Raw genomic sequence first — 13,186 nt, forward strand, 5'->3', positions numbered from 1 at the left:
CGTCAGAGGAAATCAACATGCGTCCAAGCGGCAGAACCGCCAATCAGATCCGTCCCGTCACTATCACCAGACAGTTCACCTGCCACGCCGAAGGCTCTGTGCTGATTGAATTTGGTAATACCAAGGTTATCTGTACCGCGTCTGTGGAAGAAGGTGTGCCCCGCTTTATGAAAGGTCAGGGCAAGGGGTGGATTACGGCTGAGTACAGCATGTTACCGCGCTCTACCCATACCCGTAGTGACCGTGAAGCAGCAAGGGGAAAACAAGGTGGCCGTACTCTGGAGATTCAGCGATTGATCGCGCGCGCTTTGCGGGCCGCGGTTGATTTGAGTCTGCTTGGTGAAAATACCATTTTGTTAGATTGTGACGTTATTCAGGCGGACGGCGGCACCCGAACGGCATCTATTACTGGTGCTTGTGTGGCGCTTGCTGATGCGCTGACCTGGATGCGTGCTAAAGGATTGATCAAAGCGAATCCAATGAAGTACATGATTGCCGCTGTTTCAGTTGGTGTATTTAAAGGTACACCAGTGGCCGATTTGGAGTACATCGAAGACTCTGCAGCGGAAACCGATATGAACGTAGTTATGACCGAAACCGGTAAGTTGATAGAGGTGCAGGGTACCGCAGAAGAAGCGCCGTTCAGCTTTGAAGAAATGCAGGAAATGATGGAGTTGGCCAAGCACGGTTTACGTGAAATCTTCGACATTCAGCGCGCAGCACTGAACTGAGGTTAAGCATGCAAGAGTACCAAAAGGCCTTTATTGAGTTTGCCTTGGCCAGGCAAGTGCTAAAGTTTGGCCAGTTCAAGTTAAAGTCCGGGCGTACCAGTCCGTATTTCTTTAACGCTGGATTATTTAATACCGGTCGTGACCTTGCTAAGTTAGGCCAGTTTTATGCTGCGGCTCTGGTAGATTCGAATGTTAACTATGACCTGCTGTTTGGTCCCGCTTATAAAGGTATTCCTATTGCTACCACCACTGCGGTTGCGCTAGCCGATAAATATGACATAGATAAACCTTATTGCTTTAACCGTAAGGAAGCTAAAGATCACGGTGAGGGTGGAAACCTTGTGGGCAGTGCTCTGCAAGGAAAGGTCATGTTGGTCGATGATGTTATTACTGCTGGCACGGCGATTCGAGAATCAATGCAAATTATTCAGGCCAATGGAGCAACACTTGCCGGTGTGTTAATTGCGCTGGATCGTCAGGAAAAAGGTCAGGGCGATTTATCCGCTATCCAAGAAGTTGAGCGAGACTTCGCGACTAAAGTGATCTCTATTATCAGTCTGGCTGATCTTATCAGCTACTTAGAAGACAAACCGGATATGGCTGAGAACCTGCAGCAGATCCAAAAGTACCGTCAGGCTTATGGCATTTGAATTTGAAAAAGCCGACGAGCAGCTAGATACATTGGGTCTGCGTTGCCCAGAACCGGTAATGATGGTGCGTTTGGCTATCCGTAAAATGCAGGACGGTCAAACTATCCTGGTGACGGCCGATGATCCTGCAACAACCCGGGATATACCGAGTTTCTGTCGTTTTATGGAGCATCAGCTTCTGAAAGCCGATACTACACAGGCCCCTTTCCGCTATTTAATCAGGAAAGGTTTAGCGTAGTAACTGTGATGCTTTCTACTGACTGAGCGTAACCCATCTTACCTTAGAAATATTGGTTAGTTGTTACTTACATTGTGCAGGGCGCACTCAAGAATGAGGCGCCTTAGCAATGCTGCAGACTGACTATCACTGCAGCGCAAATCCTCAATATGTAGCTGATGGTGGCTGATTAGCTTCGCCAGTGTATCCATACGAATTTTCAAACTTAAAAAGTCTTCTTGATGACTCACCATAGATTGCCTCCTTAACGAATCAGGTATGTCGGGTGTCTGGCTTTGTTGTATTGATAGTCAATGAACAACCGGGCTTAATTTAAACATCCTTTGGTCAGCAGGTTGCCGTCTTTCAAGGGAAAAGAAATCAGTTAGCTTCTTGTGCAGTAAATTGATACATCCCGATAAGCGTACAGAGCTAAAAACATCATCACGTTGCTGCACCGCAACTAGCAAGGTAATGGATTGATTTACTACCTCACGGCCTTGATGGAAGTGCGACATTCTGTAGTAGTTATCGGCTAACAGAAGGGCTGACGAGGTCAGCTCTGTGGCGGCCAGTTGTAAGTCTATTTCAACGCAGTCCAATAGCAGTGTGGCCGCTTCAAACGCACTACCAAGGTGAGGTAATGCTCTGCTCCACGCCCCTGCTTGCCTTAGTACAGATGCGCTGTGGATGCATTGTTGAAGATGTGCTACGGCAGCCTGAGGGTGAGCCGTCAGCCAGGCGCGATGGTAGTTACAAAGAAAGTGTGAAGACATGAGCTATTCCATGATCAATCAGAAGACCATTCATAAAATAGTTCAAATGAGAATTATTATCAACTTGGTTTATTTAGCGGCAGGATTTCCTGCCGCCATGTAGTTATTGCATGGCGCGAAGCATCCAAGCGGTTTTCTCATGAATGCGCATGCGATCCGAAACTAGCGCTGCGGTGGATTCATCATTGGCTTCCTGAGCCAATTTCAGGGCTTCTCGGCAAGTTTTCACCACCTGCTCATGGCTCTTGTTCAGTATCTGCACCATATCTGCAGCAGCGGGAATATCTTCTACTTCCTTGATAGAGCTGAGTGCAGCAAAGGCCTTATAAGTACCTGGCGCAATCACGCCCAAAGTACGAATACGTTCGGCAATGTCATCAACGGCGACAGCCAGCTCGGTGTAATGCTCTTCAAACATTAAATGTAACTCACGAAACTGTGGCCCGGTGACGTTCCAGTGAAAGTTATGCGTTTGGAGGTAGAGAGTGTAGGTGTCAGCCAACAAACGTTTAAGTCCAGTGGCGATATCCAGCCTGTCCTGAGTCGCGATCCCTATATCAATATTACTCATCTTAATTCTCCGAGTTACTTTAAGTACTCATATAGGATTGGGGTAAAGTGCTTTTAGATCAAGTGCAAGAACTCTATCGATTCAATCGATTTTCCATGGTTTACTCTAGGGGCGTCTTAATTTCGCCATAAAAGCGGATTCTGCCGGGACTTGCATCTGAGGTAATGTTTCCTTGACGAAGTTTATGGCCAGCTCTGAAGGGAATGTAGTGGTAAAACGTACTATCTTGTCCTGTTCAACGAAAAAAAAGTAGGCTGCATAGAATGGCTCGGTGTCTGCACTCAAAATGCTGGCATCCAAGTAGAAACCTTGATACTGCCGCCCTTGTTGCGTCCACTTTATCGCGGTGTCTGCGGTCATGCTTAACGGCGGTAATTTGTGCTGTTTTGCAAAATCAACCAGGTTGCTACGCAATTTATCTGTTTCTTCGGCAATAGCTGTTGGCATATCGGTGATGTTGCTTGACGGGATGGGGTAAATGCTTACTTCTATTCTATCGTCCTTAAATTCTGGGTTATGATAGGTGAGAACCGAACCTTGAAATGGGTCGTTGTAGATCAATCTATGGCTAAGATGGAAACTTGCCACTTGGGATGGAACCTGTAAATCAGATACATAGTCATCAGCTTTCAGGGTTTTGGCCAGATAGCCCGAACTAAAAACGTCATCGCGCAGAACATCAAGCTGCAGGTCTTTGCTGAATTCGGCGATGAAAGATGACTTTCGTTCTCTCGGCACTCGATATTGATATGTAGTTAGGGGTATGCCCTGCCAAGCTAATAAGACATCAATAATGATTTGCTTGTCATCTTGAGCGCCAGCAAGAAGAAACTCATAGTCCGCACCGGGGTTTTGGGTGACTAGGGGGAATAGTCCGGTGTTTTCTAGTTGCCGAACAATAAGATTCAAGTCTACCGCCATCAGCTGGCAATCGTTGTCTTGCTGCAAGCACCAGTTGGCCAACTGGTTTTCTGACTGCTGGTAAAATATGCCAACGGCTGGGAGGTTTAGTTCTGTGGTGGCGGGCAATATGGGTTCTTGAGTAGCTACGCTACACCCGCATAGCCAAACTAATAGCCACGCTATTATGTTTGAACGCAAAGACATAACAAACCCATTAAAATAAGCCAAAGCAGATTGTACGGGGCGACCAATCAATTGCCTATGAATATTTTGCCTGGGAGGCAAGACATCCCTGTCTTGCTGGCTATTCATGCTTAACTATTTCACCGTCCTTCATAACAAAGTTAATTTTGGAGAGCAGTGAAATATCTTGCAGGGGATCTCCTTTTACTGCTACTAGGTCTGCCAACTTGCCCTTTTCCACTGTACCCAGCTGGTCAGAAATGCCTAGTAACTCTGCACCATGAAAGGTAGCTGAGCGAATGGCTTCGATTGCAGGCATACCTGCCTCCACCATCAATGCAAACTCCCTTCCATTATCCCCATGTGCTGATACTCCTGAATCCGTACCAAATGCAATGTTGACGCCGGCCTTGTATGCCTTTGCAAATGTGTTCTGGATCAGCGGTCCTATAGCTGCGGCTTTAGGTCTGACAAGGGCGGGAAAGAAGCCATCAATTTTGGATTTTTCAGCTACCCACTCGCCAGCCATCACAGTAGGTACATAATAGGTGCCATGTTTCTTCATAAGCTTCATGATCTCAGCATCCATGTAGGTACCATGCTCGATGGAATCTACGCCAGCCAGAATGGCTCGCTTCATACCCTCTTTACCATGGGCATGTACGGCGACTTTCATGCCGTAGTCTTTAGCTGTCGCGACAATGGCATTCAACTCATCTTGCATAAATTGTGGATTCTGGCTACTCTTGGCCACACTCAAAACACCGCCTGTGGCGGTAATTTTGATAAGATCTGCACCATCTTTGTAACGCTGTCGGACGGCTTTTCTTGCGTCTGCTTCACCATTCACTACACCGTCGAGAGGGCCTGGGTCACCCATCAGCTGCTTTCTTCTGCCATTGGTTGGGTCGGCATGGCCGCCAGTGGTTGCGATAGATTTTGCAGAAGTGTAGATGCGCGGGCCCTGAATGCTACCGTTATTGATTGCATTGCGTAGCGCAACGGTTTCATTGAAACCATCACCTAGGTTGCGCACTGTTGTGAAACCAGCCTGCAGGGTTTTTTGGGCAAAGCTTACCCCTTTAAGCGCATAGTCCGCCTCATTTAAGGTGAAGCGTTCCATGTATGCCCCCGGGCCTTGCTGCGAGCTTAAATGCGTATGCATATCCATCAAGCCTGGCATCAAGGTTCCGTCGCGCATATCAATAAGTTGGTCACCATCACCCGGCTGCAGGTAACCGCTTTGTACGTCGACGATTTTATTTCCATCGACCACAACTGTCATATTCTTCAAGACCTTACTGTTTGCTGCCGATATCAGTTGGCCAGCGTGTATAAATGTGGCTGCTAAGGATTGCCCAGATATGCAGGTTAGGCTGAGCAGGCAGAGATATTTGATTTTCATTATTGTTCCCTTTCGTGCGCTTGTTATTGGGACACCTTAGAGCAGTTTCTAACGGACGGCAAAAGGTTTGCGATTGTTATAAAGTGGCAGGGTTTTGAGTGATTGACTTAGTAAAAGTGTTAATGGCTCAGCCATTTGGCAATAGACGGCGAGTATATCCATATATACAGAAATGCGATCAAATATCGAAAATGCCAGCTTAGCGACATTTAGCGTATGTTATTTCATCATTTTTACACTAACTAGCTGGTTTATCTATTATTTTTGCTATAATGAGCGGTTCGAACGTTATTGTTCATACTTTCACTTTCTGTCGGGCAAAAGGATATTTAAATGCGTCGTGAGCAAACACTCATAAATGAAGAGGTCTTGTACCAAGCTGATGAAGAGTTGGTATCGACGACCGACTTACGAGGTGTCATCACTTACGCCAATAGTGCCTTTTGCCGAGTTGCTGGCTACTCGCTGGATGAGCTGCTGGGGAAGAATCACAATTTAGTTAGACATCCGGATATGCCAAAGGAAGCCTTTGCCGATTTATGGGACAGCCTGAAAAAGGGGCAAGCCTGGCGTGGAATGGTAAAGAATCGCTGTAAAGATGGGCGCTATTACTGGGTTGATGCGTACGTCACACCTATTTTTGAGGGCGCCGATAAGGTTGGTTATCAGTCCGTACGAGTTAAACCTGACCGGAATTTAGTGGCTAAGGCCGAGAAAGCTTATGCCTTGATCCGGACCGGAAAGTTTAGCGGCTGGGAGATGGGGAATGCGCAAAAGCATCTGCTGACCGCTGGTCTGACAACTTTGGCCACCGCGTTGAGCTTTTGGAGTGGTGGCTGGGTTGCCGGTCTGACGGTTATTGGGTTGTTACTAGCACTAGCTTGGCTGTATCGCGATGAGCTAATTAGTGTGCCTAAAACAGCCATTCAACTTAAATCACAGTATGACAGTGTCTGTCGGTTTATCTACAGTGGAAAAGGCACACAGAGTTACATGGATTTCCATTTGGGACTAATGCAAGCTCGTTTGCGCACGGTGCTTGGGCGTATGCAGGATTCAGCCAGAGGGTTATCTGGGGTTGCAAGTGAAACCGCGAGTGCAGCACATACCACAGCCAGTGGTTTGGAGCAGCAAAAGTTTGAAGTTCAGCAGATTGCGGCGGCTATTACCGAAATGGCCGCAACCAGCCAGGAGATTGCTCGCAACACTGTGGATACATCGGAAAAAGTTCGCGAGGCTAGTCAGCATTGTGGTGACGCGCGGGAAAGTGTTCAGCAAAGTAAGGATAAAGTGAGTGGCCTTGCTTCTGTGGTGGAACAGGCCGCGGCATCGGCTAATCAATTGGTTGTTGAGGCTGACAAAGTTGCCAATGTGATGGGCGAGATCGAAGCCATCGCGGATCAAACTAATCTGCTTGCCTTGAATGCGGCTATTGAGGCGGCCCGCGCTGGCGAGAGTGGTCGAGGCTTTTCGGTGGTGGCTGATGAGGTTAGGGCTCTGTCCACAAGGACACAATCATCTACAGCGAATATCCACACGAGTTTGAAAACCATGCGTCATACACTGCAGCAGTGGGTTGTTAGTATGGAAAAGAGCCGAGAACAGGCCATGGAGTGTGTCGATGATGCAAGCAATTCTGCTAAAGCCATCGCAGAGATCTATCAGATGATGTCCGTAATTGCTGACTATTCTACTCAGATTGCCACTGCGTCAGAGCAGCAAGGTAAAGTATGTGAAGAGATTAGTCGCAACATAGGAAAAATTACCGAAGTGGCTGATGATAATGCCCAAGTAGCATTGTCTATGGAACAGAGCTCATCGACTTTACGCAGTAATATAGATGGGATAGCTGCCATGGTGAGAACCTTCAGCCATCGTTGATTAATAGAGGGGGCTGCTGACTACAGCAGCCCAAGACTGAATTGATAGTTCCCGCTACTTAATAGCAAATGTCTGGTGTTGTTGATTTCGCCAGGCATCCCCAGCTCGGCTAACTGGTAAAATACATTCTGGTGCAATCTTGCATAGAGATTTCGGCGCACTAACAAGTAGGGCAGCAGATCCCCGCTAACCTTATCAGTTAAAAGCTGCACAGGATGTTCATCACTCACCAGATACTGCTCTCCCACATTGGTACTAAACAGCAGATGGCCGTCCTGCCGCTGCCAGCCGGTGACCAAAAAAGGCGCATCGGCAACCTGAATACCCACCTTCTCAACTGGCGTGACCAGATAGTACTTTTCACCTTCGCGCACAAGTACTCTGGCGAAAAGCGTTACCAGCGATCGCCGTCCAATGGGGGAACCCTGATAGTGCCAACTACCGTCATGATGAATCTCAAGGTCAAGTTCCCCGCAATAATCGGGGTGCCAGTCCTCTACAGGCGGCAGTGTTGAATCCTGTTCTGTCAGGCTCGCTTGTATGTCTTGCAGTTTCATTGGCTTACTGGGCTAAGGCGTCGCGAATCTCTCTGAGTTTAGCTTTAATCAGACGCATATTTTCTGGCCCTGTTCTCAGTAATTGCTTCTGAGGTGCAGAAAGCGACTCCAAACGCTCGTCTGTGTACTTATACATCACGCTGTCGGTGCTGACTTCAACCGGAATAGGGACTTCTGGCGTATCCAGCAAATGGTTTATCGCATCATCCAGCACGTCGTCAAAATCACTGCTTCCGTCGCCTACTTCTGCAAAAATTTCAGTGATGGCGGGCTTGTACACTTCATACAACGCAATAAGTTGGTTGGTGTCCATGCTTTCCAACGCTTCGACATAAGGGGTATAACGCTTATAACTGGCGGTATCTATCCATTCTTTCCCGGCCTGACGGTAGACACGAAATTCTTGTTGGGGAGGTTGCAGAACTCTGTGGCTAGCAGCCAGCTCACTGTTGGATAAATTGGTGCTGAAGACAACAAAACGTCTCAGTAAATCATCATCAACAATAAATCTTGCCAGTGCTTCATAGCTGCCGGTGTTCAGAATTGCGGTTTTCACTGCACCATCGCTTACGTCGATGGGTTCAGCGGGTAAAGGTTCAGGTGCCGGCTCCTGCTCTGGTAATTGGGCGGGGCTTTGTGGTTCCTCTATTTCCGGTTCGGGCTGAGGTTCAGATAGTGGCTCTGGCTCTTCAACCTGAAGTGGGGCAGGCAAGGGTTGAGGTTGCGTTTCAGGCGCAGGCTCCTCTGATGGCCAGAAGAACACCGCCAGCAAAATGATCAACAAAACGCCGCCGATCAAGGCATGGGGAAGCAAGGATTTCTTCTCTGTTGATTCTGTCTCAGCCATCTAAGGTCCACCTTCTTTGCTGCATTACTAGGTATAAGGTACTCAATTGGTCGCGGGATTGCATCCACATACTCCTCAGGAAATATGGATTTCACCCCATATTTATATCGACTGAGCAAACGCCCATTGGTTTCATTTAATTGAACGGCTATCGAGCATTGTGAACCCGAAGAGTAAAGTTTGCATGAATTTAAAACGGTAAAGTCCGAGGCTTTGGCCTGCTGGACAGCATAAACAAGCGGGGATAGACTGGTCTGACAAGATATTTTTAACCAAGTTTTAACATACTGCCGTTTGCGGAGCGCTAAATGAGTTATGTATTGCTGGCTATTCCGTTCTTTTTTTTACTTATTGCCATCGAGCTTGTCGCTGAGCGGGTACGCCAGACAGATTATTATCGCGTTAATGATGCCATAAATAGCCTCAGTGCCGGTGTTTTGAGCCGGGTGATCGGGGTTGTTTACAAGCTGATCCCGTTTACGATTTATGCGCTTGTATTTGAGCATATAGCTTGGCTGACCTTGCCCGATAGTCTTGGGGTTGGTTTGCTAGCCTTTGTTCTTTACGACTTTTTCTATTACTGGAATCATCGGCTTGGTCATGAAATGAATGTGCTGTGGGCCGCACACGTGGTACATCATTCCAGTGAGGAATATAACCTGACTACGGCACTACGTCAGAGCAGTAGCAGTCTGTTCAGTTGGGTATTCTATTTACCTATGGCTGTACTGGGTATCACTCCGGAAATGTTTATTGCTGTTGGCTCCCTGAATCTTATCTACCAATTTTGGGTGCACACCAGACATGTGCCCAAATTGGGCTGGCTGGAATGGATATTCGTTACCCCATCAAATCACAGAGTGCATCACGCGCAGAATCAGCGATACATTGATCGAAACTATGGTGGCGTTTTCATTGTTTGGGATCGCTTATTCGGTTCATTCCAAGAAGAGTTAGAGGATGACCCTCCGCTATTTGGCATACGTAAAGCGCTGCGTAGCTGGAATCCACTTTGGGCCAATGTTCATGTATACAGCCAGTTGGTGCATGATTGCTGGCATGCTGCACGCTGGCAGGATAAGGTGCAAATCTGGTTCAAACGAACTGGCTGGCGACCGGCCGATGTTGAGGCTAAGTACCCTATCCCCAAGGCAGATTTAAGTCGATTTGAGAAGTATGATCCGCCTATTGGTACTGCTACAAAGCTGTATAGTCTGCTGCAGCACGGATTAACTATTCTTATTGCGCTTATGCTTATGCTGCACGGTAATGAAATTGCTTTGTGGCAACAATGGGGAATCATGCTGTTTGTGTTGTTTTCGACGTTCAGTGTTGGTGCCTTGATGGAGCAGAGATGGTTCGCGCGTTGGTTGGAATTGGTAAAAAACCTATCGGTTTTAGCCGCTCTCGCTGTGTTCTTGATACCTCACTGGTTGAGCATCACTTTAGTTACGGGCTCTGTGATTAGTCTTGTCATGTTGGTCGCCGTAAAGTCGGCGGCGCCTCAGCCCGCTATTGAGAAAGTTTGAATTTGTCACGGCGTAAAGTTGCCGCTTTACGCTCTCTCTTAGCTTATAACCAAGCGAACTTGTTTATCCTAATGACATCAGTATCCTAGTATAAGGATTTCAATGTTGGAGGATAAATGACTGAATTTAACTGGCAACGAGCTGTCATCAAAGTTGGTAGCGCACTGATATCACCTGACGGGCATCAGTGCAGTGCTAAGTACTTGTTGGCCATCGCCAGATTTATTACCGAAAGCCGCGAGCAGGGCAAACAAGTTGTTATTGTCTCATCAGGCAGCGTGGCTGCAGGACGCAGTGCCATTGCCCACAATGCCCACCCTTCCATTGCTGAAAAGCAGGCTATGGCAGCCATTGGGCAAACGCAAATGATGGCAAACTGGTCACGTTTTTTTGATTTTCCCTGTGCCCAAGTGTTACTCACTTACGATGACTTTCATGATCGGGCCAGGTATCTCAATATCAAAAATACCTTGCGTGAATTGCTGAACAACAATGTGTTACCCATAGTTAATGAAAACGATACTGTTGCGGTGGATGTACTGAAAGTTGGCGACAATGATAATTTGGCTGCCTACACCGCCATGGTTGCCGAAGCAGATACCTTGATTATCTGCTCGGATATCGACGGGCTTTACGACGCCGATCCCAGACTTAATCCTAATGCACGGTTGATTCCCCACGTAGAGCAGATCGATGGCACTATCTATGGGCTTGCTGGAGGTCCAGGAAGTAAAGTTGGTACAGGGGGTATGCGAACCAAGATTGAGGCGGCTGATAAATGCTCTGAGAGTGGAATTCAGACACTTATCGTTAATGGCGGTAAGGGAGAAGTGTTTGATGCCTTATTGGATGGTCGTATTCCCGGAACCAGGTTTGTGCCAACCAAAACGCCAGATTCTGCCAAAGCACAATGGCTCAAGCACACGCTGATTGCGACCGGTCGGATAGATGTCGACCACGGGGCCAGAGAGGCGCTAATTAAATCCGGGGCATCTTTACTACCTGTTGGTATCGCCAAAGTTGAAGGTGATTTTATGCCGGGTGAGGCGGTAGAAATTTGTCATCAGGGCCGCCCTTTTGCCAAAGGCGTCACGCTATACAGCGCTGCAGACCTAAACGCGATTAAAGGCATGCATAGTGATGATTTTGAGAGTGTTATCGGTTATTCGTCAGGTGAAGCTGTAGTACACCGCGACGATTTGGCACTGCTTTAAATCCCGGAATTGCAATAGAATCGAACCGCTCGGCTGTCCCGCTGGGCTGGTTAAACAGGAGACATCATGAGTTTTTCCATTCGAGACATGGCGCAGAAAGCCAGAATGGCGTCACGTCAGCTGGCCAAGTTATCGGCGCAGCAAAAGAATGCCGTATTACATAGTATTGCCGATAATCTGGTCAGTATGTCTGAACAAATATTGACGGCTAACCAACAAGATTTAGCTGCAGGTAAAGAGGCTGGTCTGACCGATGCCATGTTGGACAGGTTGGCTTTAAATGAAAAGTCATTGGCAAACATTGCTGAGGCCGTTCGAAAAATCGCAGCGCAAGATGATCCCATTGGTAGCATTCGCGATATCCGTCGCATGCCAAGTGGTATTGATGTAGGCAAAATGCGTATCCCACTGGGTGTGATAGCCATGATCTACGAGTCTCGTCCAAATGTGACTATAGACGCCGCTGCACTTTGTTTTAAAGCTGGTAATGCCGTGGTACTGCGTGGTGGTAAAGAAGCGCTGCATTCTAATTTAGCGTTGGCCGAATGTATTCATCAGGCATTGAGTACACATGGTGTAAATGCGAATGCCGTGGTAGTGATCCCAGATCCCGATCGGGCCATTATGAATGAGCTGCTGACACTGAATCAATTTATTGACCTTGTGATCCCACGTGGTGGAGAGGGCCTGATTCGATTTGTATCGGAAAACAGCCGCATACCTGTGATCCAGCATTTTAAAGGGGTTTGTCACCTCTATGTGGATAAGGATGCCGACGAAGTTAAGGCCTTAGGATTGCTGACCAATGGTAAAACCCAGCGCACTGGTGTGTGTAATGCGCTGGAAACTTTGCTGGTACATAAAGATATTGCGCCGAGCTTTCTGCCTATGGCCGCGGCCATGTTCAATGAGCGCAAGGTACGTGTGCATGCCTGTGAAAAGAGCATGGGCTATTTCCATGAGGCTGAGCCAGCTACGGATGATGACTGGGATACAGAATACCTGGCACTGGAAATCGCAGTGCGAGTAGTGGAAGACTATGCCCAAGCCATTGAGCATCTGGAAGCGCATAGCTCTGGTCATACCGAAGTGATCGCCACTCAGGATTACTCCACTGCACAGCGATTTATTCGCGATGTAAACTCTGCGGTAGTGATGGCCAACGCTTCGTCGCGTTTTTCCGATGGTGGAGAGTTGGGACTGGGTGCCGAGATTGGTATCTCAACCAGCAAGCTGCATGCCTATGGCCCGATGGGGGTAGAGTCACTGACCACCGAAAAATTTGTGGTATTGGGCGACGGACACATTCGCCAGTAAAAGCAGGAGGGCTAAGCCCTCCCGTTTATCTTTTGAGCTTATATAGCTCTTGATTCAGCTCATAGGCCGGTTCAGTGACAATGCGCTTCAGTATTTGAATACGCTCTTGCAACTGCTGAATTTTTTCGTCTTTTTCATTGTCTGCGCAACACTGCTGTTTTGTTCTTTTGGCTGCAAAGGGGGAAGATGCCTCACCGCTTAGCCAAGCCATTAAGTTCCAGCCATTACGATGATCCAGCCAGTAACAGAGCAGGCTGGCCGCCAGTAATCCAACAAACAGCAAAATAAACAGAATTGTTGTCATGATCAGGTTCCTTTTGATGAATCCAAGGTCGTCTGATTGCTAGTCATCTGATTGATGATTTTTATAACAAACTATTTCTGCACTTTTCTATTCTGTTTCAT

General features: G+C 47.6%; 15 protein-coding genes. 7 read left to right on the forward strand and 8 right to left on the reverse strand.

Features of this window, described 5'->3' with window-relative positions; genetic code table 11:
• The first annotated feature begins 17 nt into the window (after positions 1-17).
• From rph to tusA, 3 genes are read left to right on the forward strand one after another with little or no spacing between them, the layout of a single operon-like run.
• Positions 18-731, forward strand: a complete 714-nt coding sequence (rph, locus tag J0A65_RS17510; RefSeq protein ID WP_206595638.1) for a ribonuclease PH — start codon at positions 18-20, stop codon at positions 729-731.
• An 8-nt stretch (positions 732-739) separates the two neighbouring features.
• Entirely contained in the window at positions 740-1,381 is a 642-nt protein-coding gene (gene pyrE, locus J0A65_RS17515; protein WP_206595639.1) for an orotate phosphoribosyltransferase, read from the forward strand.
• A complete protein-coding gene (gene tusA, locus J0A65_RS17520; protein ID WP_206595640.1) occupies positions 1,371-1,619 on the forward strand; it encodes a sulfurtransferase TusA in 249 nt (82 codons plus the stop codon). The genes pyrE and tusA overlap by 11 nt, the downstream gene beginning before the upstream one ends.
• Positions 1,620-1,675: 56 nt before the next feature.
• Here tusA and J0A65_RS17525 read toward each other — a convergent pair whose 3' ends face one another.
• The 5 genes from J0A65_RS17525 to J0A65_RS17545 all read right to left on the reverse strand — a co-directional run bounded on the left by J0A65_RS17525 (position 1,676) and on the right by J0A65_RS17545 (position 5,436).
• A complete protein-coding gene (locus J0A65_RS17525) occupies positions 1,676-1,852 on the reverse strand; it encodes a hypothetical protein (protein WP_206595641.1) in 177 nt (58 codons plus the stop codon).
• A gap of 57 nt (positions 1,853-1,909) precedes the next feature.
• The gene (locus tag J0A65_RS17530) at positions 1,910-2,374 is read right to left on the reverse strand and encodes a hypothetical protein (protein ID WP_206595642.1); all 465 of its coding nucleotides are present in this window, start codon (positions 2,372-2,374) and stop codon (positions 1,910-1,912) included.
• Between the two features lie 103 nt (positions 2,375-2,477).
• Positions 2,478-2,945, reverse strand: coding sequence for a Dps family protein (locus J0A65_RS17535; protein ID WP_206595643.1), 468 nt, complete (start codon positions 2,943-2,945; stop codon positions 2,478-2,480).
• A gap of 105 nt (positions 2,946-3,050) precedes the next feature.
• On the reverse strand, positions 3,051-4,160 hold the full coding sequence (locus J0A65_RS17540; RefSeq protein WP_206595644.1) for a hypothetical protein: 1,110 nt from the start codon (positions 4,158-4,160) through the stop codon (positions 3,051-3,053).
• Complete coding sequence (locus J0A65_RS17545) at positions 4,153-5,436, reverse strand: metal-dependent hydrolase family protein (RefSeq protein ID WP_206595645.1); 1,284 nt, start codon at positions 5,434-5,436, stop codon at positions 4,153-4,155. Before J0A65_RS17545 ends, J0A65_RS17540 begins: the two co-directional genes overlap by 8 nt.
• A 333-nt stretch (positions 5,437-5,769) precedes the next feature.
• Here J0A65_RS17545 and J0A65_RS17550 point away from each other — a divergent pair, with 333 nt between their 5' ends.
• Entirely contained in the window at positions 5,770-7,317 is a 1,548-nt protein-coding gene (locus J0A65_RS17550) for a methyl-accepting chemotaxis protein (RefSeq protein WP_206595646.1), read from the forward strand.
• A gap of 20 nt (positions 7,318-7,337) precedes the next feature.
• On the opposite strand, the gene J0A65_RS17555 is transcribed toward J0A65_RS17550, so the two are convergent.
• The gene (locus tag J0A65_RS17555; RefSeq protein WP_206595647.1) at positions 7,338-7,874 is read right to left on the reverse strand and encodes a DUF1285 domain-containing protein; all 537 of its coding nucleotides are present in this window, start codon (positions 7,872-7,874) and stop codon (positions 7,338-7,340) included.
• A gap of 4 nt (positions 7,875-7,878) precedes the next feature.
• On the reverse strand, positions 7,879-8,721 hold the full coding sequence (locus J0A65_RS17560; RefSeq protein WP_206595648.1) for a DUF3014 domain-containing protein: 843 nt from the start codon (positions 8,719-8,721) through the stop codon (positions 7,879-7,881).
• A gap of 308 nt (positions 8,722-9,029) precedes the next feature.
• Here J0A65_RS17560 and J0A65_RS17565 point away from each other — a divergent pair, with 308 nt between their 5' ends.
• From J0A65_RS17565 to J0A65_RS17575, 3 genes are all read left to right on the forward strand, one after another.
• Positions 9,030-10,250 (forward strand): sterol desaturase family protein, encoded by a 1,221-nt coding sequence (locus tag J0A65_RS17565; protein WP_206595649.1) that lies wholly within the window; start codon positions 9,030-9,032, stop codon positions 10,248-10,250.
• Positions 10,251-10,366: 116 nt separating this feature from the next.
• Positions 10,367-11,464 (forward strand): glutamate 5-kinase, encoded by a 1,098-nt coding sequence (gene proB / locus J0A65_RS17570; RefSeq protein WP_206595650.1) that lies wholly within the window; start codon positions 10,367-10,369, stop codon positions 11,462-11,464.
• A 66-nt stretch (positions 11,465-11,530) separates the two neighbouring features.
• Positions 11,531-12,781: a glutamate-5-semialdehyde dehydrogenase gene (locus J0A65_RS17575; protein WP_206595651.1), complete on the forward strand. Its 1,251-nt coding sequence runs from the start codon at positions 11,531-11,533 to the stop codon at positions 12,779-12,781.
• 25 nt (positions 12,782-12,806) lie between these two features.
• On the opposite strand, the gene J0A65_RS17580 is transcribed toward J0A65_RS17575, so the two are convergent.
• The gene (locus J0A65_RS17580; RefSeq protein ID WP_206595652.1) at positions 12,807-13,085 is read right to left on the reverse strand and encodes a hypothetical protein; all 279 of its coding nucleotides are present in this window, start codon (positions 13,083-13,085) and stop codon (positions 12,807-12,809) included.
• Positions 13,086-13,186: the final 101 nt, after the last annotated feature.

It is taken from the genome of Bowmanella yangjiangensis (assembly GCF_017255015.1).
Taxonomy (GTDB): Bacteria; Pseudomonadota; Gammaproteobacteria; order Enterobacterales; family Alteromonadaceae; genus Bowmanella; species Bowmanella yangjiangensis.